19 protein-coding genes and 1 riboswitch are annotated in these 19,330 nt (G+C 55.9%); of the genes, 12 read left to right on the top strand and 7 right to left on the bottom strand.

Annotated features, from left to right (window positions below; translation table 11 throughout):
* Positions 1 to 88: 88 nt before the first annotated feature.
* From rpsU to BLU05_RS03275, 6 genes are all read left to right on the top strand, one after another.
* On the top strand, positions 89 to 364 hold the full coding sequence (rpsU, locus tag BLU05_RS03300; RefSeq protein WP_091877773.1) for a 30S ribosomal protein S21: 276 nt from the start codon (positions 89 to 91) through the stop codon (positions 362 to 364).
* Positions 365 to 591: 227 nt separating this feature from the next.
* The gene (locus tag BLU05_RS03295; RefSeq protein WP_091877772.1) at positions 592 to 1,161 is read left to right on the top strand and encodes an NADPH-dependent FMN reductase; all 570 of its coding nucleotides are present in this window, start codon (positions 592 to 594) and stop codon (positions 1,159 to 1,161) included.
* Between the two features lie 90 nt (positions 1,162 to 1,251).
* A riboswitch (TPP riboswitch) is annotated at positions 1,252 to 1,368 on the top strand.
* A 100-nt stretch (positions 1,369 to 1,468) separates the two neighbouring features.
* Positions 1,469 to 3,301: a phosphomethylpyrimidine synthase ThiC gene (thiC, locus tag BLU05_RS03290; RefSeq protein ID WP_091877771.1), complete on the top strand. Its 1,833-nt coding sequence runs from the start codon at positions 1,469 to 1,471 to the stop codon at positions 3,299 to 3,301.
* Positions 3,301 to 4,254 carry a glycine oxidase ThiO gene (gene thiO, locus BLU05_RS03285; RefSeq protein ID WP_139210389.1) on the top strand — a complete coding sequence of 318 codons (954 nt, stop codon included), beginning with the start codon at positions 3,301 to 3,303 and terminating at the stop codon, positions 4,252 to 4,254. Before thiC ends, thiO begins: the two co-directional genes overlap by 1 nt.
* A gap of 2 nt (positions 4,255 to 4,256) precedes the next feature.
* Entirely contained in the window at positions 4,257 to 4,454 is a 198-nt protein-coding gene (gene thiS / locus BLU05_RS03280; RefSeq protein WP_091877770.1) for a sulfur carrier protein ThiS, read from the top strand.
* Positions 4,455 to 4,457: 3 nt separating this feature from the next.
* Positions 4,458 to 5,231, top strand: coding sequence for a thiazole synthase (locus BLU05_RS03275; RefSeq protein ID WP_091877769.1), 774 nt, complete (start codon positions 4,458 to 4,460; stop codon positions 5,229 to 5,231).
* Here BLU05_RS03275 and BLU05_RS03270 read toward each other — a convergent pair whose 3' ends face one another.
* Entirely contained in the window at positions 5,232 to 5,831 is a 600-nt protein-coding gene (locus tag BLU05_RS03270; protein ID WP_091877768.1) for a class I SAM-dependent methyltransferase, read from the bottom strand. It lies immediately after the preceding gene.
* 231 nt (positions 5,832 to 6,062) lie between these two features.
* Positions 6,063 to 6,509: an RrF2 family transcriptional regulator gene (locus BLU05_RS03265; RefSeq protein WP_091877767.1), complete on the bottom strand. Its 447-nt coding sequence runs from the start codon at positions 6,507 to 6,509 to the stop codon at positions 6,063 to 6,065.
* A gap of 304 nt (positions 6,510 to 6,813) precedes the next feature.
* On the opposite strand from BLU05_RS03265, the gene BLU05_RS03260 reads away from it, so the two are divergent.
* The 4 genes from BLU05_RS03260 to cysW all read left to right on the top strand — a co-directional run bounded on the left by BLU05_RS03260 (position 6,814) and on the right by cysW (position 10,075).
* On the top strand, positions 6,814 to 7,005 hold the full coding sequence (locus tag BLU05_RS03260; RefSeq protein WP_091877766.1) for a hypothetical protein: 192 nt from the start codon (positions 6,814 to 6,816) through the stop codon (positions 7,003 to 7,005).
* Between the two features lie 275 nt (positions 7,006 to 7,280).
* Positions 7,281 to 8,285 carry a sulfate ABC transporter substrate-binding protein gene (locus BLU05_RS03255; RefSeq protein WP_091878468.1) on the top strand — a complete coding sequence of 335 codons (1,005 nt, stop codon included), beginning with the start codon at positions 7,281 to 7,283 and terminating at the stop codon, positions 8,283 to 8,285.
* 100 nt (positions 8,286 to 8,385) lie between these two features.
* Positions 8,386 to 9,228, top strand: a complete 843-nt coding sequence (gene cysT / locus BLU05_RS03250) for a sulfate ABC transporter permease subunit CysT (protein WP_091877765.1) — start codon at positions 8,386 to 8,388, stop codon at positions 9,226 to 9,228.
* Complete coding sequence (gene cysW, locus BLU05_RS03245) at positions 9,212 to 10,075, top strand: sulfate ABC transporter permease subunit CysW (protein WP_091877764.1); 864 nt, start codon at positions 9,212 to 9,214, stop codon at positions 10,073 to 10,075. Before cysT ends, cysW begins: the two co-directional genes overlap by 17 nt.
* On the opposite strand, the gene BLU05_RS03240 is transcribed toward cysW, so the two are convergent.
* Positions 10,072 to 10,635: an alpha/beta fold hydrolase gene (locus tag BLU05_RS03240; RefSeq protein ID WP_091878466.1), complete on the bottom strand. Its 564-nt coding sequence runs from the start codon at positions 10,633 to 10,635 to the stop codon at positions 10,072 to 10,074. The genes cysW and BLU05_RS03240 overlap by 4 nt on opposite strands.
* Before the next feature lie 246 nt (positions 10,636 to 10,881).
* Between BLU05_RS03240 and BLU05_RS03235 the strand changes: the two genes are divergently transcribed.
* Complete coding sequence (locus tag BLU05_RS03235) at positions 10,882 to 12,126, top strand: MFS transporter (RefSeq protein ID WP_091877763.1); 1,245 nt, start codon at positions 10,882 to 10,884, stop codon at positions 12,124 to 12,126.
* Between the two features lie 17 nt (positions 12,127 to 12,143).
* Here BLU05_RS03235 and BLU05_RS03230 read toward each other — a convergent pair whose 3' ends face one another.
* The 4 genes from BLU05_RS03230 to BLU05_RS03215 form a co-directional block, all read right to left on the bottom strand.
* Positions 12,144 to 13,094: a lysylphosphatidylglycerol synthase domain-containing protein gene (locus tag BLU05_RS03230; RefSeq protein ID WP_091877762.1), complete on the bottom strand. Its 951-nt coding sequence runs from the start codon at positions 13,092 to 13,094 to the stop codon at positions 12,144 to 12,146.
* A 96-nt stretch (positions 13,095 to 13,190) separates the two neighbouring features.
* Complete coding sequence (ybaL, locus tag BLU05_RS03225) at positions 13,191 to 14,945, bottom strand: YbaL family putative K(+) efflux transporter (protein WP_091877761.1); 1,755 nt, start codon at positions 14,943 to 14,945, stop codon at positions 13,191 to 13,193.
* Positions 14,946 to 15,227: 282 nt separating this feature from the next.
* A complete protein-coding gene (gene secD / locus BLU05_RS03220) occupies positions 15,228 to 17,762 on the bottom strand; it encodes a protein translocase subunit SecD (RefSeq protein WP_091877760.1) in 2,535 nt (844 codons plus the stop codon).
* A gap of 110 nt (positions 17,763 to 17,872) precedes the next feature.
* Positions 17,873 to 18,289: a hypothetical protein gene (locus BLU05_RS03215; protein WP_091877759.1), complete on the bottom strand. Its 417-nt coding sequence runs from the start codon at positions 18,287 to 18,289 to the stop codon at positions 17,873 to 17,875.
* 215 nt (positions 18,290 to 18,504) lie between these two features.
* On the opposite strand from BLU05_RS03215, the gene BLU05_RS03210 reads away from it, so the two are divergent.
* Entirely contained in the window at positions 18,505 to 19,203 is a 699-nt protein-coding gene (locus BLU05_RS03210; protein WP_244518131.1) for a 2OG-Fe(II) oxygenase, read from the top strand.
* The last annotated feature ends 127 nt before the right edge of the window (positions 19,204 to 19,330 follow it).

The raw sequence follows: 19,330 nt of genomic DNA, 5'->3' as shown, positions 1-19,330 counted from the left end.
TGATTGCCACTGTGGTAATTCATCAAACGCTTGTCTGATTGTGGCTTATAGGTTCGCAAGACGAGACAAGCATGGGTAAGGAAAACGATTGCAAGTTCTCGTCCGTGATAACAATGTTGAACAGGCCCTTCGGGTTCTGAAGAAGAAGATGCAGCGCGAAGGTCTCTTTCGCGAAATGAAGGCGCGCCAGGCTTTTGAAAAGCCGTCCGAGCGCCGTGTCCGTGAAAAAGCTGAAGCCGTCAGCCGCGCCCGCAAGGCAGCGCGCAAGCAGGCACAGCGTGAAGGTCTGCTTCCTGGTCCGAAGAAGAAGGAACGGGTTGCCCGTCCCGGCGCCGCTTCAAACGATTTCAGCAATAACCGATAATCATCAATGACCGGAGCTTTCCGGTCCTTGTAAAACGCGACAGAACCCGCACGGTCACGCCGTAGCGGGTTTCGTTTTGTGTGCGTTCTGCCCACTTTGCGGCACGACGCTCCAAGTCGTTCGTTCACAGCGATATGACCCGGTTTCGAAAAAGTGCCTTCTTGTGCGTTCCCGTATGGCGCGCCTATTCATGGGGACTATCGTTCAAGCCCTATGGAGACGTCTCAATGGCACCCAAGCTCAATATCGTCCAAGTCAGTACCCGTCCGGGCCGCGCCGGTTCACCGGTTGCAAAATGGTTCCATGATTTCGTCAAGCAGGATGGTCAATTTGAGCCAGTGCTGATTGATCTGGCTGATCTAAACCTGCCAATCTTCGATGAACCGAACCATCCGCGCGCCAAAAAATACGAACATGAACATACCAAAAAGTGGAGCGCACTGATCGACGCGGGTGATGCGGTGGTGTTCGTCACGCCTGAATATGACTTTTTTGCCCCGCCCTCCCTGACCAATGCGATCATCTATCTCTGGCAGGAGTGGAACTACAAGCCGGTTGGTTTCGTCAGCTATGGCGGCATGTCGGGCGGGTTGCGCTCGGTCGAATCGGTCAAGGGGCTGCTTGCCGGTTTGCGCACGGTTCCGATCCCAGAGGGTGTTGCCATTCCCGCATTTCAGCAGTTCATCAACGATGAAGGCGAATTTCAGGCCAACGAACTCGTTGTCACGAGCGCCAATACGATGATCGGCGAATTGCTCAAGTGGAGCAACGCTTTGAAGCCTCTGCGCGCTTCCTGATATCTTCTTGCGCTCTGGCTCTGCCAGGGCGCCACACCTTCAAGTTTTCCTGATTCGCTTGACAAATGGCGGATCGGGGTTTCAATTCAAGACATTCACCAGGGGGGTCCCGACAAGGGGCTGAGATTCTGCTGGCTTTTGCAGCGCAGTGACCCGTTGAACCTGATCCAGTTCATACTGGCGTAGGGACGGTGCGAAAGTCATGCGAGTCAGCCTCGGCACATAATCCGTATTCGGATTCGCAATCTCTTTTCATCCTTCCGGCACAGAACTGGGTTTTTACGCTTAACCGCTTAGGAGCCTGATGATGACCGCAATTACCCCCACCGTTTCGGCAGGACCGCTGCCGGCATCGATCAAAATATACAAACCGGGCCAGACTTATCCCGATCTGCGCGTTCCTTTGCGCCAGATTTCCGTACACCCGACGGCGGGCGAACCGCCGGTGACGGTTTACGATTCATCCGGGCCCTATACGGATGCCAATGCAACCATCGATATTGCCAAGGGCCTGCCGCGCATTCGTGAACGCTGGCTGGCCAATCATGAAGACTTATTTGCCTATGAAGGCCGCCACATCAAACTTGAGGACAATGGGTTTGTCACCGGCGAGCGGCTGACACCGGAATTTCCGGTTCGCAACCAGCCGTTGCGGGCGAAGGGTGATAAAGCCGTTACACAGCTTGCCTACGCCCGCGCCGGTATCATCACACCCGAGATGGAATATGTGGCGATCCGCGAAAATCTCGGTCGGGATGCTGCGCGCACCAAGCTGGAGCGGGATGGCAATTCCTTCGGGGCTTCGGTGCCTGATCATGTGACGCCGGAATTTGTCCGCGAGGAGATTGCCCGAGGCAGGGCGATCATCCCGGCCAATATCAACCATCCCGAGCTTGAACCGATGATCATCGGCCGTAATTTTCTGGTCAAGATCAATGCCAATATCGGCAATTCGGCGGTGACATCCTCCATGGCGGAGGAGGTGGAAAAGATGGTGTGGGCGATCCGCTGGGGCGCCGATACGGTGATGGACCTCTCCACGGGGCGCAACATTCACAATATTCGCGAATGGATCATCCGCAACGCGCCGGTGCCGATTGGCACTGTGCCGCTCTATCAGGCGCTGGAAAAGGTCGGCGGCATTGCCGAAGACCTGACATGGGAAGTCTATCGTGACACTCTGATTGAGCAGGCAGAGCAGGGTGTCGACTATTTTACCATCCATGCGGGTGTTAGGTTGCATTATATCCCGCTGACCATCGACCGTGTGACCGGCATTGTCTCGCGTGGTGGTTCGATCATGGCCAAGTGGTGCCTGCATCATCATCGCGAGAGTTTTCTCTACGAGCATTTTGCCGAGATTTGCGATATCTGCCGCGCCTATGATGTCAGCTTTTCGCTGGGTGATGGCCTGCGTCCGGGCTCGATTGCCGATGCCAATGATGCGGCGCAATTTGCCGAACTGGAAACGCTGGGTGAACTGACGCAGATTGCCTGGGCCAAGGGTTGTCAGGTGATGATTGAAGGCCCCGGCCACGTGCCGATGCACAAGATCAAGGCCAATATGGACAAGCAGTTGGCGGTCTGCGGTGAAGCGCCTTTCTACACTTTGGGACCACTCACCACCGATATTGCGCCGGGCTATGACCACATCACATCGGGCATAGGCGCGGCGATGATCGGCTGGTTTGGCACGGCCATGCTTTGCTACGTGACGCCGAAGGAGCATCTTGGCCTGCCGAACCGCGATGATGTAAAAATTGGAGTGATCACCTACAAGATCGCGGCCCATGCGGCGGATCTCGCCAAGGGGCATCCGGCGGCGCAGGTGCGTGATGATGCACTGTCGCGCGCACGCTTCGAATTCCGCTGGGAGGATCAGTTCAACCTGTCGCTCGACCCGGAAACGGCGCGGCTCTTCCACGATGAGACCCTGCCGAAGGAGGCGCATAAGGTCGCGCATTTCTGTTCCATGTGCGGGCCGAAATTCTGCTCGATGCGGATTTCCCATGATATCCGGGCCGAGGCGCAGAAGGAGGGCATGTCTGCCATGGCCGAGAAATTCAAGCAGGGCGGCGATCTCTATATGCCGCTCAAATCCGTGGCTGTTCCCATACCGGTATCAGGTGACGAGTTCTGATGCGTATTCTCATCAAAGGGGCGGGGGTCGCCGGGCTCACCGCCGCCCATGAACTGTTGGCGCGGGGCGGGGACATAACAGTCCTTGACCCGCGCCGCGACACATCCGCCACCGCATCGTGGTATGCGGGCGGCATGCTTGCACCCTATTGCGAGCGGGAAAGTGCCGATGAACAGGTGCTTGAACTCGGGCTAAAAGCTGCTTGCTGGTGGGAGGCAGCTTTGCCCGGAAGTGTTGTGCGCAACGGCACATTGGTTTTAGCGCCCGCACGGGATATCCGGGAACTGGACCGGTTCGGTTCGCGCACATCAGGGTTTTCCCATGTGGACGCGCAGGAATTGGCCGATCTGGAGCCTGATCTTGAAGGGCGGTTTCGTCGGGGATTGTTTTTCAAGGAAGAGGCGCATCTGGATCCACGCCGCGCCTTGACCATGCTGGCGGAAAAACTGGCCGCCTCCGGCGTCCGGTTCGTGAGCGGCGAAGCGGATGGCACCTTTGATGTCATCGTTGATTGCACCGGTTATGGCGCAGCCAAGCCCGATTTGCGCGGGGTGCGCGGTGAAATGCTTGTGCTGCAAACGCGCGATGTCTCGCTGGCCCGGCCTGTGAGACTGATCCACCCGCGATTCCCCGTTTATATCGTGCCGCGTGCGCACCATATCTTCATGGTCGGGGCGACGATGATCGAAAGCGACGCCACAGGCCCCATCACCGCCCGCTCGATGATGGAACTGCTCAATGCCGCCTACAGCCTGCACCCGGCGTTTGGTGAGGCGGCAATCCTTGAGACCGGTGTTGGGGTCAGGCCCGCCTATGCGGATAATTTTCCGCGTGTGCAGCGTGAGGGCAAAGTGATCAGCATTAACGGGCTCTACCGGCACGGATTTCTGCTCGCGCCTACCATGGCAATACAGGCGGCGGCGATGGTTTTTGAATATGAGAAGGCAGCTTGATCATGAGACTTATCATCAATGGAGAACCGCTGGAGGTTACCTCCCGAACGCTTGGCGATCTGCTGGGCGAACTCGACTATGAGGGCGACTGGCTGGCAACCGCGCTCAATGGCGAGTTGGTGCGGGCGGCGGCGCGTTCGACCTTCACCTTGAATGAAGGCGACAAGGTGGAAATCCTGACGCCCCGGCAGGGAGGCTGAGCCATGCTGAAACTTTATGGCACCGAGCTCTCCTCGCGGCTGCTGCTCGGCACTGCACAGTACCCTTCGCCCGCCATATTGATGGATGCGGTGAAAGCGTCAGAAACCGCGATTGTCACGGTTTCCCTGCGGCGTGAAATGGCAGGCGGCAAATCCGGCGACAAGTTCTGGTCGCTGATCCAGTCGCTCGGCGTGCATGTTCTGCCCAATACGGCCGGGTGTCATACGGTCAAAGAGGCGGTGCTGACGGCGCAGATGGCGCGGGATATTTTTGCCACCAACTGGATCAAGCTGGAGGTGATCGGCAACCACGATACACTGCAGCCGGATGTGTTTGCACTGGTCGAAGCGGCACGTATCCTCACCGCCGACGGCTTCAATGTCTTTCCTTATACAACCGATGATCTCGTTGTAGCCGAGCGTCTGCTCGAAGCCGGATGTGAAGTGCTGATGCCGTGGTGCGCGCCTATTGGATCGGCGCTGGGACCACTCAATCTCCACGCTTTGCGGGCTTTGCGCGGGCATTTTCCTGAGGTTCCGATGATTGTGGATGCGGGGCTCGGCAGGCCCTCCCATGCGGCAACCGTGATGGAGCTTGGCTTTGATGCCATTTTGCTCAACACGGCGGTCGCGAAGGCTGGAGACCCCGTCGTGATGGCCGCCGCCTTTGCCAAGGCAGTGGACGCTGGCCACATGGCATTTCATGCGGGCATGCTGGAGCCGCGCGATGTGGCAGTGCCGTCAACCCCAGTGATCGGCAGGGCGGTGTTTACTTGATCAGCCGCGCTTGGTGGCGGTGACGTGGAGCCATTCGGTCGGCTCCTTGTCATAGCCGCTGCCCATCACTGTTTGGATGTCGATGGTCTGCCAGCGATCCGCCTGATAGGCATCTCGCAACCAGTCGGGTGAGGGATAGTTGAAATAGCGACCGAACCTGTCGCGCCCTTCCGCTGTGCCTGACTTGAAGCTTGCAAAGAACTGGCCATCGGGTCTTAGCGCCCGGTGAATATGGCCGATAATATCAGGGAGGGCTGTTCGCGGCACGTGCAGCAGGCAGGCGCTGGCCCAGACGCCATTAAAGGCATTTTCGGCTGTTATATCCTGAAATTGCAAAACGCTGACCGGAATACCCAGCCGCTTCTGTGCTTCGGCAGCTATTTCAGGTGAGCCGTCTGTTGGGGCAACGTTAAATCCGCGCTCCAGCATATGGGCGGTATCATCGCCGCCGCCACAGCCAAGTTCCAGAATGGTGGCACCCGGCGAGAGCAGCGCAAGATATGTATCCAGATGCTCAAATGACCGCGCCTGTATCTGATTGGCATAGCGCACCGCTTCATCAGCGTAAAATGCCAGAGTATCCGGATCATTGGCGGTCATAGCTGTCCTTTGAGGTGGTGGTTGGTGTGTGGTTCGTGGTTCGACAAGCTCACCATGAGGGAGAGGGGTGATGAAAGGGAGCTACATTCTGCACCGAAAGGGGAGCTATATTCAGTACCGTTTGGGCTGCAATCTCCGTGATTAGCGTTGCATCATCCCTCTCCCTCATGGTGAGCTTGTCGAACCACGAAACACTCATCAAGAACCACTCATTGACAATTAAAGCGGAACCTAGCTATCGAGCATAGCCAGGCCGCGATCACCGCCATAGGCGAGGCAATCGGCGATGGTTGTTTTATCGAGCACACCGCGGGTGACATTGGCAACTTCACTGAAAACATGGCGGATTTCGCAATTGTCTTCGCTCTCGCAGTCTTCACAGCGGCGATAGGCAATCTTGCTGAGGCACGGCAGGGGAGCAATCGGGCCATCGATCAGGCGCAGCACTTCGCCGAAGGTGATGTCCTCCGCCTGCTTGAGCAGCAGATAGCCACCCATCTTGCCGCGGCGGCTCATGACAATGCCCTGATGCTTCAGGTCGAGCAGGATTTGTTCGAGGAATTTTTTCGGAATGTTCTGTTCTTCCGCAATATCGGAAATGAACAGAGCCTTTTCGGCGTCAGCTCTCGCGAGAACGACAAGCGCCCTGAGCGCATATTTGGCTTTCTGCGAAATCATTATTGTTGCCTGATCATCTTATAAGACGCAGTCATAGTCCCTCGCGTGCCATTTTCTAGTGTAAAAATGTTAAAAATTGGAGTTTTTTCATGGCAGCCAAATGTCTTAAAAGTGGCCGGTAAGGCTCTGAAAAATAATACTTCATTAAGAATTCAGCGCTCAAGAAGTTTCGAAAGCGTTAAAATCAATACACGATTAAACAGGTAGTGATTGTTGACAAATTTTTTCAACCGGTCATCATTGAGTATCGGTTGACCCTTGAGGGCAGCTGCACTCTGCAACCAAATTGTTTCAGGAGGTCGCAATGTACAGTGAAGTATCCGGCATTTTTAATCGGGCCGAGCGTCTGTGGCGCGAGGTATTTGTCGCCGAAACACTCGATTCCGATGCAAGTGATCCAAAGAAGCGGGACAGCCAGGAGGCTTCGGCCAAGCGTCATCGCAATTGGACCGAAGAAGATTTCCTCTGGTGCTGGCAGCATCGCGGCTTCTGGTAAGCCGCTTTTTCCACTGGGACGCGCCCTCGCACAGCAGCGGGGGTAGAAATCAATTGCGCAAGCAGCCCTGATACTCAGGGAGAATATTTCAATTTACGTATTTCTTGGAATAACATTTTAACAAGCTCATCATTGTTGGAACTTCAATTCTTCCTCTCCCGGAAATTTGGCGGCATCCTAAGAAAAAATATCCGTTCTCCTATGAAATCGTCGGGTCGGATTGGGCTGGGTCAATAATGATGGCGCGTTCCGTGCCGTTTGCTTGGGAGAATGCAATGAAAAGACTGTTCGTCTATGCCACAGTTGCTCTGGCACTGGGTCTTGGGCCCGTGAAAGCTGCGGAGCCAACGGAAATTCTCAATGTTTCCTACGATATTTCGCGCGAGCTTTACGAGCAGGTCAACAAGGCATTCACCGCCGCCTACAAGAAGGAGGCGGGCAAGGACATCACCGTCAACCAGTCGCATGCCGGCTCGTCAAAGCAGGCGCGGTCCATTCTTGAAGGGCTGGAAGCCGATGTCGTGACCTTCAATCAGGTCACCGACGTTCAGGTTCTGCATGACAAGGGCAATTTCATTCCCGCCGACTGGCAGTCACGTCTGCCCAACAATTCCTCGCCTTATTATTCCCTGCCGGCTTTTCTGGTGCGCGCCGGAAATCCAAAACACATCAAGAACTGGGACGATCTCACTCGCGATGATGTGAAGGTGATTTTCCCCAATCCTAAAACATCAGGCAATGCGCGCTATACCTATCTGGCCGCCTATGCCTATGCGCTTGAAGTCAACAACAAGGATCAGGCCAAGGCGCAGGAGTTTGTCAAAAAGCTCTTCGCCAATGTGCCGGTGTTTGACACGGGCGGGCGTGCCGCGACAACCACCTTTGCTGAGCGTGGCATTGGCGACGTGCTGATTACCTTTGAAGCTGAGGTGCTGGGCACACGCAAGCAATTGGGCGAAGACAAGTATGAGGCGGTTGTACCGCCGGTCAGCCTTCTCGCCGAATTTCCCGTTACCGTCGTTGACAAGGTGGTCGACAAGCGCGGATCGCGGGCGATTGCCGAAAGCTATCTGAAATTCCTGTACACGCCTGAAGGGCAGGACATTCTTGCCCAGAATTATAACCGCGTGAATGATGCAACGGTTAAAGCGAAATATGCCGCGCAGTTCCCTGAAACACGGTTGCTTAAAGTGGAAGATGTATTCGGCGGTTGGGATAAGTTGTCCAAGGAGCATTTTGCCGAAGGCGGGATTCTGGACAAGGTTTTCACCAAGCGTTGATCGGCGATTGATAGATCAAAAGGCGGCGTGGCTTCAAAGCTGCGCCGCATTCTTTTCAACCCTTGCTTGCTTTCACGGGAACAGGCTCTAGAACCCTGCTATGTCGTTGTTTTCGAAATCCAGTCAGCGCGGAATATTGCCGGGGTTCAGCCTGACCCTCGGCGTCACTCTTTTGTATTTCACCATCATCGTGGCTCTGCCCTTGCTGGCGATGCTGTACAAATCGGTCAATCTCGGCTGGTCGGATTTCTGGACAATCATTTCCTCCGAACGGGCGGTGGCAACTTACCGGATCACCGTCGGGGCGGCGGCGCTTGCGACGCTGTTTAACGCATTGTTTGGCATGCTGCTCGCATGGGTGCTGGTGCGCTACGAATTTCCCGGTCGCAGATTGCTCGACGCGGTGGTTGATCTGCCCTTTGCCTTGCCGACGGCTGTTGCTGGTCTCGCCCTTGTCACCGTGTTTTCTGCCAATGGCTGGTTTGGCCGGTTTCTGGAGCCTATGGGCATCAAGGTTGCCTATGCGCCGCTTGGCATCGCCATTGCGATGATGTTCACCAGCATTCCCTTCGTCATCCGCACGGTACAACCGGTGCTGGAAGACGTGGCTGGGGATGTGGAGGAAGCGGCGCGCTCACTGGGGGCGACGAACTGGCAGATATTCAGCCGGGTTATCTGGCCTGCGATATTCCCGGCCTTTATCGCCGGATGCAGCCTGTCCTTTGCCCGCAGCCTTGGCGAATTCGGTGCGATCGTGTTTATTTCAGGCAATCTGCCTTTTGAAACCGAGGTCATGTCCTTGCTCGTGTTCATCCGGCTTGATGAATATGACTATCCGGCGGCAGCGGCAATCGCCACGGTCATGCTTGTCATGGCGTTCCTTATGCTCTTTGTCACCAATTCCATTCAAGCCCGGCAGCTTCGCTATGCAGACCGCAGCTGATCTCGCCACCACTGCGAAGCGGCAGTCGTCCCGGCGGCATGGCCAGCCCCCGGCGCGGGCATCGCATTGGGTGCTGATCCTGTCTGCCATGGCGCTGTCGGCGCTGTTCATTGGCGTGCCGATTGCGGTGATCTTCTCCTATGCGTTCCGCGAAGGCGTGGCGGTATATTTCTCGCAGATTACCCAGCCTGCCACACTGCACGCCATCTGGCTTACGGTGCTGACAGCCATTGTGGTTGTGCCCATCAACATGATTTTTGGTATCTGCGTGGCATGGCTCGTCACGCGCTTCCGCTTTCCCGGACGCGGGCTGTTGATCACCTTTATCGAGATACCGTTCTCGGTCTCGCCGATTGTTGCCGGTGTGACCTATCTCTTTCTTTATGGCAGTCAGGGTCTGCTTGGGCCACTGCTTGAGAGTTATGACATCAAGATCATGTTTACGGTCCCGGCGATCTTCCTTGTCAGCCTGTTCGTCACCAGTCCGTTTGTGGCGCGCGAACTCATTCCGCTGATGCAGGCGCAGGGCAGTGAAGATGAGGAAGCGGCGATTACCCTTGGCGCAACCGGATTGCAGACCTTCTTCTACGTGACACTGCCAAATATTCGCTGGGCGCTGCTTTACGGCGCAGTTTTGTGCAATGCGCGCGTCATGGGCGAATTTGGCGCTGTGTCAGTCGTATCGGGTGCTATTCGCGGCCAGACCAACACGCTGCCATTGCAAATCGAACTGCTGTTCAATGATTACAATGTCACCGGGGCCTTTGCTGCCGCATCGACCCTGGCTTTGATTGCCGTGGTCACGCTGATCCTGAAATATTTTCTGGAACGCAAACAGGCGGGTTAAGCGGCGCGTTTGGTGCGAAAAGTTTCATTCTGCCGCCGCATGGAATCCGCCAGAATATAACCTTCCGGCCAAGCACCAAAACCGCTGGCCACATTGATATGCCCGGCATTGCGCATGTCGACAAAGCCGGAGCCCCAGATTTCCGCCAGTGCCTGTGCCTTGTTGAACGACATATAGGGGTCGTCACGGCTGGCGGCGACAATCGATGGAAAACTGAAAGCATGGCGCGGCAATGGCGCAAAGCTGCGGAACTTTTCGTCCTGCACGGCCATGCGCTCCGCATCCGCAGGCGCCACCAGCACGGCGCCCGCCACATGGGCGGCGGAGGGACGGCTGGCCAGATGCGCAACAAGAACGCAGCCAAGACTATGCGCAACGAGGATGGCGCCCGGCGTTTCGGAAATTCGGGCTTCAAGCACATGCAGCCATTGCGACAGGACCGGGTTCTCCCAGTCGTCCTGCTCAACAAGACGGGCAGTGTCGTCATCGGCCAGCCATTCGCGCTGCCAATGGCCTTTTTCGGAGCCGAGATATCCCGGAATGATCAATGTTGTCATCAGCCGCTCATCCTTCCAGTTTCGGGAGGAAATGTTGAAGTCACCGCCTGAAAATAGGTGCCGAACCCCATTCATTGAAGGAATAGGGCACTAAAGAGTGCGAGGAATGGAAAATAAATCCAATGCAAAAATCCGAAACCGTGAAATCGCGCCCGGTCACTGGTAAAGGTTTCGCGCAAGGGTTTCTTGTGGGTAGCGGTTAAAACAAATACTTTCCGGAAAATGATAGCAGTCGAGGTGCGGTGAACAATGCGCTTTTTCTCCCTGCCGACTGCGCTGTCTCCCCTCGCGGTTCCACGATTGCGCCGACTTTTCATTGCCCAAGTGCCCGCTGATCTTGCTGATTGGCTCGACTTTGTTGCATTGGCGGCACTGCTGACCTTTCATTGGAATCTCGGCCCAGCCGCATTGGCCAGTTTGACGTTGGCGCTCGCCTTGCCCCATGTCGTCCTTGCACCTCTGATTGGTGTGCTTGTTGATCGCAGTGACCAACGTACTCTATTGATTGCCAGTAATTTCCTTCGAGCCGTTGCAACGGCGGCTTTTGCCATAGCCCCGAACCTGCCAATTCTGCTTTTGCTGGTCATAGCCAAATCAAGTGTCGATGCCGTGTTCACACCAGCGAAACAGGCCACAATACCGCTGCTCAGTCCGCCCGATGGGTTAATGGCCGCCAACAGTCTTAGTCACACCATCAATCAAGTGACAAAGGTAACTGGTCCCGCTTTGGGAGGTGGACTGGTGGTTCTTCTCAACCCACAACAAATCTTCCTCGCCAATGCGAGCCTCTCGCTCATCGCCGCGCTTATCCTGTTGGGACTGCCATCCGGTTTGCGTCATGCCCGCGAGGCGACCGGGAGCAGAGGCTTCCGTCTTGAATTTATGGATGGGCTGGTTCTCATCGGAAGACGCCCCTTACTTCTCACTGCAATCGCCACGATGGGCATCGGCTTCTTCCTGATATTTCTCTACGATGGGCTGATCTCTCTTTTGATTAAAACGATTGGTTATTCTGACGCGATGCTGGGCATTTCGGTGGCAGTAACAGGCGCAGGCGGCGTGCTGGGCGCTCTTCTGCTTGGCCAGTTCGGAGCCAGCCATGACCCGCTAAGGCTGATGGCGACAGGTGGCATCGGGTGCGGTCTGCTCATTGCGGTCACGGGACATGTGGGGCGTGGCGATTTGGTGATGTCGCCAATTATCTTCTGCATACTTCAGTTCTTTATTGGCGTTACGAGCGCGTGCCTCTTTGTTCCCTACCGAACTATTCTTCAGAAAGAAACGCCGCCAGAATCGCTTGGCCGCGTTACGGCAGTTGGCGAGGCGGTGAGCGCGATTGGCATAACAGCTGCACCGCCGCTTGGGGCTGTTCTGGCGGGGATCGCGGGTGTCTCTGCGCCTTATCTTCTGAGCGGCTATCTGACGGTTGCGCTCGCTGTCATTCTTCTTGCCTACCGCCAACGCATTGCTTCAAACAATGATACGTCCGGTTAAAGCACCTCCTTGTTATCTCAACTTTCGGTGTCTTTCTTGTACCAGCGCAACAGCAATTGTGAACGTTCGAAAAAGAGGACCACAAGCAGTGACAGGGCAAAGGGAATAAGCAGATAGAACAGGCGGAAGATGATGAGTGCAGCCAGTACATCGGCCTGATTCATATCGGGAAGGCCAGTCAAAAACACCAGTTCCAGTACACCAAGTCCGCCGGGTGCATGGGAAATCAGCGCCGCAGAGAATGAGATGAGGAAAATGCCGAGAATGATCAGGAAGCCGGGATTACCTGCCTCCGGCAGGGTGAAATAAATGATGGCGGCGGCACCGAGCAGTTCCACCGGCCCGACGATCAACTGCTGGGCGACGACGGTCAGCCTTGGATATTCCAGAGTGAATTTGCGGATACGCAAGGGGCGCAATTGCAACCAGCTGCCGAAGACATAAAGCAACACAAACGCCAGGGCACCAAACCCCAGAAGGTAACTGACGTAAAGCGGCGTTTCATCGTTGAAACGTTGCAGAATCTCCGGCTCGATCAGAAGCACGACTGCACTCAGCGTTATTGTGCCGAGCATGAAAGTGAACGAACAGAAGGCGATGAGGAGCGCGATTTCCGCTGTGCTCATGCCCTGCGAGGAATAGGCACGATAGCGCACCACAGCGCCCGATATCATCGATGCACCGATATTGTGCGAGAGGGCGTAGGTGGTGAACGAGCAAAGCGTGATGAACAGCCATGAAATCTTGCGGCGCAGATGCAGAAGGGCGATGCGATCATAACCTGCGAGTGCGGCGTAGGCGACGAGCGAACTGAGCGCGGCCAGAATCCAGCGATGGGCGGGAATGGCATAGAGGCTGTGGATTACGTCATCCAGCGATATGCTGCGCAACTCCCGGTAAAGGAGCCATGCGGAAACACCGACTGCGGCCAGTCCGATTACCGGCCATACATAATCCTTCAACTTCATGCTTATTCCTGCCTTGCCATTCTCACTGAGCGCTCTTTTCGAGCTTATTGATCCACTGGCGCATATCTTTACGCCGCTACCCCCATTTTCCTATCGTTATGCCGGTAACGGTTCCTCCGGCACAGGTTTGTCCAGATCGAGAATATGCGCGACTATACCACGGGCGATCTCGCGTTCACCCATGATCACTGCATCAGCACCGAGATCCTGCAAATGTTGCACCTCTGCATCGGAATGCGCCCGCGCCAGAATACTGATTGATGGATTGGCAGCGCGCGCCTTGACGACGATCTGTCCCGCTTCAAACGCATTGGGAATGGCAATGATGAGTTGCCGGGCCTGTGCCAGATTGGCAGCGGCCAGAACATCGCCATTGGCAGCATTGCCAACGATGGTTTCCACCTCATCATCGCGTAGTTTCGCGACCGTCTTGTCTGCGTCTTCGATGACGAGGAACGACTTGCCCGCTTCTTTGAGCGCATCGCCGACGAGGCTGCCGACACGGCCATAACCGATCAGAACGGCGTGGTCTGTCAGGGTTGTCTGGTGCAGTTCCTCGACATCAGGCTCTTCGATCACAGTGACTTCCGGATCGGCCTCCTGTGCCGGTGCATAGCGTTTTTCCAGCCATGGTTTGAGATAACCCACCCCGGCAAAGACGAGGGGATTGAGCAGGATCGACAAGATAGCGCCGCCGAGAATGAGATCGCGTCCTTCCTCCGGCAACATGCCAAGGCCGACCCCCAGCTCCGCCAGAATGAACGAGAATTCGCCGATCTGCGCGAGGCTTGCTGAAATGATCAGCGCCGTTCCGGTCGGATAGCCGAAGGCCAGAACAATGAAGAATGCCGCCAGCGATTTGCCCACCACGATGATCGCGAGCGTTGCCAGAAGGGGCAGGGGATCATTGATGATCGTCATCGGGTCGAACAGCATGCCGACGGAAACGAAGAACAGAACAGCGAAAGCGTCACGCAGTGGCAGGGATTCTTCCGCTGCACGGTGGCTCAGCTCGGATTCACTCATGATCATACCGGCGAAGAAGGCGCCAAGTGCCAGCGATACGCCGAAGAGCTTTGAAGCACCGAAGGCGACGCCGAGCGCAATGGCCAGCACCGCGAGCCTGAACAACTCGCGCGATCCCGTATGGGCAATAGCATGGAGCGTCCACGGAATGACGCGGCGGCCAACGATAAGCATGAGGGCCACGAAGGCGGCGACCTTGCCGAGGGTCAGGGCAATGATGCCGCCAATGCCAAGGTTGAAATAATTGGCGATCGGATCGCTGGCTGCGTGGACAATTTCAGCCGAAGGGTTTTTGCCATTGACGACACCGGCTATGGCCGGGAGCAACACCAGTGCCAGAACCATGGCAAGGTCTTCAACGATCAACCAGCCAACAGCGATGCGGCCGCGCTCCGTCTCGATCAGGCGGCGTTCCTGCATGGCGCGAAGCAGCACAACGGTACTGGCAACGGACAGGGCGAGGCCAAAGACGAAACCAGCCTGCATGCTCCAGCCAAGTATCCAGGCAAGACCTGCGCCAAGCAATGTGGCGACGATGATCTGGACGATGGCGCCAGGAATGGCGATGGCGCGGACGGACAGCAAATCCTTCAGAGAGAAATGCAGCCCGACACCGAACATCAGCAGAATGACGCCGATTTCGGCGAGTTCTGCGGCCAGTTCCTGATCGGCAACAAAACCGGGCGTGTGAGCGCCGGCAAGCACACCGGCAAGCAGATAACCGACAAGGGGAGGAACGCGCAGACGGTTGGCAATCGCACCGAATATGAAGGCCAGAACAAGGCCCACTACGATTGTCGCAATCAGCGGCGTTTCATGAGGCATATGTCGGTGTCTCCCCCTTGGATATGTTGAAAATAATCAAATCAAACTGTGAACAGCCAGAGCAGGTTTTGTTTTTGCTCAGGCTTTCCGCCTGTACATTCGGGTCAAATCCCCCGGGTTCGGCAGAACGGCTACGCAAAAACAATAATTGCTCTATGACTGCCTCACTATTGCGTACACATGATGTCTTGCAAACAACTTTTGTCATTCTGCGGCGCAGGAAATGCAATTTTTTCCATACGCCGCAGATATTTAGCTTGGAGAGCTTAGACGAATGTCTGGTCAGCTCTTAACAGCAGGTGTTTCGCTGGAACCAATGCGATGTGTGTGGTTCTTTTCCCACCAGGTTCCCAGCAGCAGCAGGATAGGCGCTGCAATGAAGATCGAGGAACTGGTGGCGATGATCACACCGAACAGCATCGGCAATGCGAAGTTTTCCACTGCCTTGCCACCCCAGATTGCCATGGGGAGCATGGCAAGGAAGATGGTGGCGGAGGTGTAGATACAGCGCGCCAGCGTCTGGTTGATACTCATGTCGATGATCTGGCGCAGTGGCATCTTCTTGTGAATGCGCAAATTTTCACGCATACGGTCATAAACCACGACCTTATCGTTCACGGAGTAACCGATCATCGTCAAAAGCGCGGCAATGGCCGTGAGGTTGAAGTCCAGTCCCATCAGCGCGAAGAAGCCTACTGTCTTCGTCGTATCGAGGATCAGCGTGGCAATCGCGCCAAGGGCAAAGTGCCACTCAAACCGCCACCAGATGTAGAGCAGCATGGCGATACTGGCGAGAATAACAGCCAGAACGCCTGACCGTGCCAGTTCCTGACTGACCTTTGGTCCAACGACCTCCGAGCTTTCGATCTTCACACCCGGATCGAGCTTTTCGACCGCTGCCTTGACCTTGGTCACAGCAATTGTCTGGGCTTCCTCGCCGCCATCCTGACGCTGAACGCGAATCAGCACCTGACTGTCGCTGCCAGCCTGCTGAAGCACAACTTCGCCAAGGCCCAGCTCTTCAAGCGAACTACGCATGGTAGCCAGATCTGTTGGCTTCGAGGTTGCGATCGCTACCTGAATGCCGCCCTTGAAGTCGATGCCGTAGTTGAGACCCGGATGAATAAACAGGATAATCGAGGCAATCGACAGGAAGATCGAAACGCCGATACCAAAGAAACGCGCATTCATGAAGGAGATATTCGTGGTCTCCGGAACGAGCTTGATCACATGTTCGATGCTGATCGTCTTCATCTTGCGGCGGCGCACGATGGCCGTCATGACGATGCGCACGACCGTAACGGCGGTGAACATTGAAATGAGCGTGCCGATAAGCATGGTCACGGCAAAACCACGGATCGGGCCCGAGCCGAAAAGGAACAGCAGCAGGGTGGAAATCATGTGGGTAACGTTCGCGTCAACGATGGTTGCGTAGGCGTGTTTGAAACCACGATCCACGGCAGCCATGGCGCCGATGCCTTTGCGGGCTTCTTCCCGGATACGCTCATTGATCAGAATGTTCGCATCAACGGCAAAACCGATACCGAGAATGATAGCGGCGATGCCGGGCAGGGTGAGCGTCGCGCCGATAAGGGTAAGAACACCGAATGTCAGGATGACGTTAAGCGCCAGAGCCAGATTGGCGATGAAGCCCCATGTTCCGTAAAGAACGAAAATAAAGCCGACGACGAGGGCAAAACCGATAAGACCGGTTAAAATACCCATCTTGATGACGTCGCCGCCAAGATCAGGGCCGACAGTACGCTCTTCGATCACCGTCAATGGTGCGGGCAGGGCACCGGCACGCAACAGGGCGGCAGTGGTAACGGTATCCTGAACGGTGAAGTTACCGGTGATCTGACCAGAACCGCCAGTGATTGGAACCTGAATGACCGGAGCGGTCAGCACCTTGCCGTCGAGAACGATGGCGAAGGGGCGTCCGACGTTCTGGCTGGTGATATCGGCAAACTGACGGGCGCCGACATTGTCAAAGCGGAACGAAATGATCGGCTGGTTGGTCTGCGTATCGAAGGCAGCGCGGGCGTCGGTCAGACGTTCACCACTCAGCGCAACGCGATCTTCAACAGGATAGGTCTGTCCCGGGTTCTTTGCATCAGGCAGGATGGAAATGCCGGGAGGCGGTGTATCGCCGTAATTGCCATTGGCAACCATGTGGAATGTCATCTTGGCCGTGCTGCCGAGCAGAGCGCGCAGCTGTGACGGGTCCTGAAGGCCCGGAAGCTGGACGACGATACGGTCTGAACCGACGCGCTGGATGGATGGTTCGGCAACGCCGACCTGATCGACGCGGCGGCGAACGATTTCAAGGCTCTGGGTCAGGGCGTTATCGAGCCTGTCCTTCATGCCGGCTTCCGTCAGTGTCAGGCGGATTGTATTGTCGGCAGTTGTAATATCGATGTCGCTGACCGGAGCGGCGAAGCCAATCTGTGTAACCTGCGCGGTCAGTTCTTTCAGAACAGTTACGGCGCGGTCGCGCTGTGCCTGATCAGCAATGGTGACGATGACGGAATCACCGGCAATACGGATTGACTGTGCCTGAATGCGCTCCGTGCGCAGCTTGTTGCGCGCATCATCCAGCATGGCGCGGATGCGGTCTTTTTTCAGCGCTGCGGCGTCAACTTCGAGAACGAGGTAGGAGCCGCCGCGAAGATCGAGACCAAGCGAGATCTGCTTCTTGGGCAGCCAATTCGGCAGGACATCAAGCTGTGCCTTGGTGAAAATATTGGGCAGCGCGAGGATGATGCCCGCAATAATGATGAAAATATAGGTTCCCAGAACCCATTTCGAAGTGCGCATGTCAGTGTTCCGTTATGAATTGCGGCCCTGCTGCCGAGAGATGATCACATCTGTTCCGGGCGGCTTGCCGATGGTGTTGTGTTGGGACCGTTGCTGAGCAACGAATGGTCTCAAGCAAGGGCGAGAGGAGGTGCCCGCGCGCTGAAAACGCTTATTTGTTCAAGCACAAGGCCCGAACCTGTTTCCAATGGAGAAGCGGACTGTCTGCTGATCAGGACGAGTTCGTTCCCGCCAGGCAATAGGCCATCGTGGGAATCCGTGCCTGCCCGCATACCGCTTTTGATTTTCAGGTGCAGAGCTTCCAGTGCGGCAATGCGCATGGAATTTTGCACCGGGCCCGACCGGTTATCACTCTCATGGGCCAGACGTGCATCGTCGCGAACCGGCGTACTGGCACGGTTGTTGCGCAAATCCGTTTCGGGAGCAGCGATATAGACGGCGCCTAAAGTCGCAATCAGCCAGAAAATAGAAATCAGCAGCGGAGCGGACCCACGCCTTCCTGATTTGCCATTTCTGCTAAAGCCCATATGCGTTTCCAATAGCTCATTGTCGCGGGCCGAACCGGCCTCGTTGCGACTCTATTTATGAAGTCCGGCAAGCTGAGTCACTTAAAATCGTCGTGTGTGTGGCCAATTGGATGAAAAACCTGGCCTTTTCATGGTTTGAGCGCAGGAATCGGGTGGTTGTTCTGGCCCGATCAGGTTTTCCTGTTGGTGAAACTAAAATGATCGAGGAAACGGCGATGACTGGACTGCGCGATGTCGACTGGAATGCAGCAGAAGCGGAAATGGACGCCTCCGGCTGCAAGATCCTTCGGAGTGTGTTGACGCAGGAGGAATGCGAGACGCTGGCAGACAGCTATCCTGATGATACGATTTTCCGCAAGCGCATCATTATGGCCCGGCATGGTTTCGGGCAGGGCGAATACAAGTATTTCTCCTATCCGCTGCCTGAGATTGTGCATGGCTTGCGTGAAGCGCTCTATCCGCCGCTGGCTGGCATCGCCAATCGCTGGAACGAGCATATGGGCATCGATATCCGCTATCCTGATGAGCATCAGGCATTCATCGAGCGTTGTCATGCGGCGGGGCAGGACAGGCCGACACCTCTGCTGCTGGAATATGGTGCGGGAGATTACAATTGCCTGCATCAGGATATTTACGGGGTGCATGTGTTTCCCCTGCAGGTGGCTTTTCTGCTGAAAGAACCGGGAGAGGATTTTACCGGCGGCGAGTTCGTGCTGACCGAGCAGCGACCGCGTATGCAATCGCGCGCGGAAGTGGTGCCGCTGAAACAAGGTGATGGTGTGGTCTTTCCCGTCAGCCAGCGACCGGTTAAAGGCTCGCGCGGCTATTACCGCGTGAACATGCGCCATGGGGTCAGCCGGGTCCGCAGCGGCAAACGCAATACGTTGGGGATTATTTTTCATGATTCCAAGTAGGTAGGTGAGTAGTGAGTAGTCCGGGGTTCGTGGTTCGTGGTTCGACAAGCTCGCCATGAGGGAGAGTGAGGATGAACGGGAGTCAAGTTCTGCAACCCTTGTGCTACAGTCTTTGCGAATAGCGTTG

Source organism: Phyllobacterium sp. OV277, assembly GCF_900104355.1.
In the GTDB taxonomy this organism is placed as follows: domain Bacteria; phylum Pseudomonadota; class Alphaproteobacteria; order Rhizobiales; family Rhizobiaceae; genus Phyllobacterium.
This window is presented reverse-complemented; position numbering and strand designations above follow the sequence as displayed.

Excerpts from the sequence above, each read along its gene's own strand:
- BLU05_RS03295 (WP_091877772.1), top strand. The coding sequence starts at position 592 with ATGGCACCCAAGCTCAATATCGTCCAAGTCAGTACCCGTCCGGGCCGC.
- thiC (WP_091877771.1), top strand. The coding sequence starts at position 1,469 with ATGACCGCAATTACCCCCACCGTTTCGGCAGGACCGCTGCCGGCATCG.
- thiO (WP_139210389.1), top strand. The coding sequence starts at position 3,301 with ATGCGTATTCTCATCAAAGGGGCGGGGGTCGCCGGGCTCACCGCCGCC.
- thiS (WP_091877770.1), top strand. The coding sequence starts at position 4,257 with ATGAGACTTATCATCAATGGAGAACCGCTGGAGGTTACCTCCCGAACG.
- BLU05_RS03275 (WP_091877769.1), top strand. The coding sequence starts at position 4,458 with ATGCTGAAACTTTATGGCACCGAGCTCTCCTCGCGGCTGCTGCTCGGC.
- BLU05_RS03270 (WP_091877768.1), bottom strand. The coding sequence starts at position 5,831 with ATGACCGCCAATGATCCGGATACTCTGGCATTTTACGCTGATGAAGCG.
- BLU05_RS03265 (WP_091877767.1), bottom strand. The coding sequence starts at position 6,509 with ATGATTTCGCAGAAAGCCAAATATGCGCTCAGGGCGCTTGTCGTTCTC.
- BLU05_RS03260 (WP_091877766.1), top strand. The coding sequence starts at position 6,814 with ATGTACAGTGAAGTATCCGGCATTTTTAATCGGGCCGAGCGTCTGTGG.
- BLU05_RS03255 (WP_091878468.1), top strand. The coding sequence starts at position 7,281 with ATGAAAAGACTGTTCGTCTATGCCACAGTTGCTCTGGCACTGGGTCTT.
- cysT (WP_091877765.1), top strand. The coding sequence starts at position 8,386 with ATGTCGTTGTTTTCGAAATCCAGTCAGCGCGGAATATTGCCGGGGTTC.
- cysW (WP_091877764.1), top strand. The coding sequence starts at position 9,212 with ATGCAGACCGCAGCTGATCTCGCCACCACTGCGAAGCGGCAGTCGTCC.
- BLU05_RS03235 (WP_091877763.1), top strand. The coding sequence starts at position 10,882 with ATGCGCTTTTTCTCCCTGCCGACTGCGCTGTCTCCCCTCGCGGTTCCA.
- BLU05_RS03230 (WP_091877762.1), bottom strand. The coding sequence starts at position 13,094 with ATGAAGTTGAAGGATTATGTATGGCCGGTAATCGGACTGGCCGCAGTC.
- ybaL (WP_091877761.1), bottom strand. The coding sequence starts at position 14,945 with ATGCCTCATGAAACGCCGCTGATTGCGACAATCGTAGTGGGCCTTGTT.
- secD (WP_091877760.1), bottom strand. The coding sequence starts at position 17,762 with ATGCGCACTTCGAAATGGGTTCTGGGAACCTATATTTTCATCATTATT.
- BLU05_RS03215 (WP_091877759.1), bottom strand. The coding sequence starts at position 18,289 with ATGGGCTTTAGCAGAAATGGCAAATCAGGAAGGCGTGGGTCCGCTCCG.
- BLU05_RS03210 (WP_244518131.1), top strand. The coding sequence starts at position 18,505 with ATGACTGGACTGCGCGATGTCGACTGGAATGCAGCAGAAGCGGAAATG.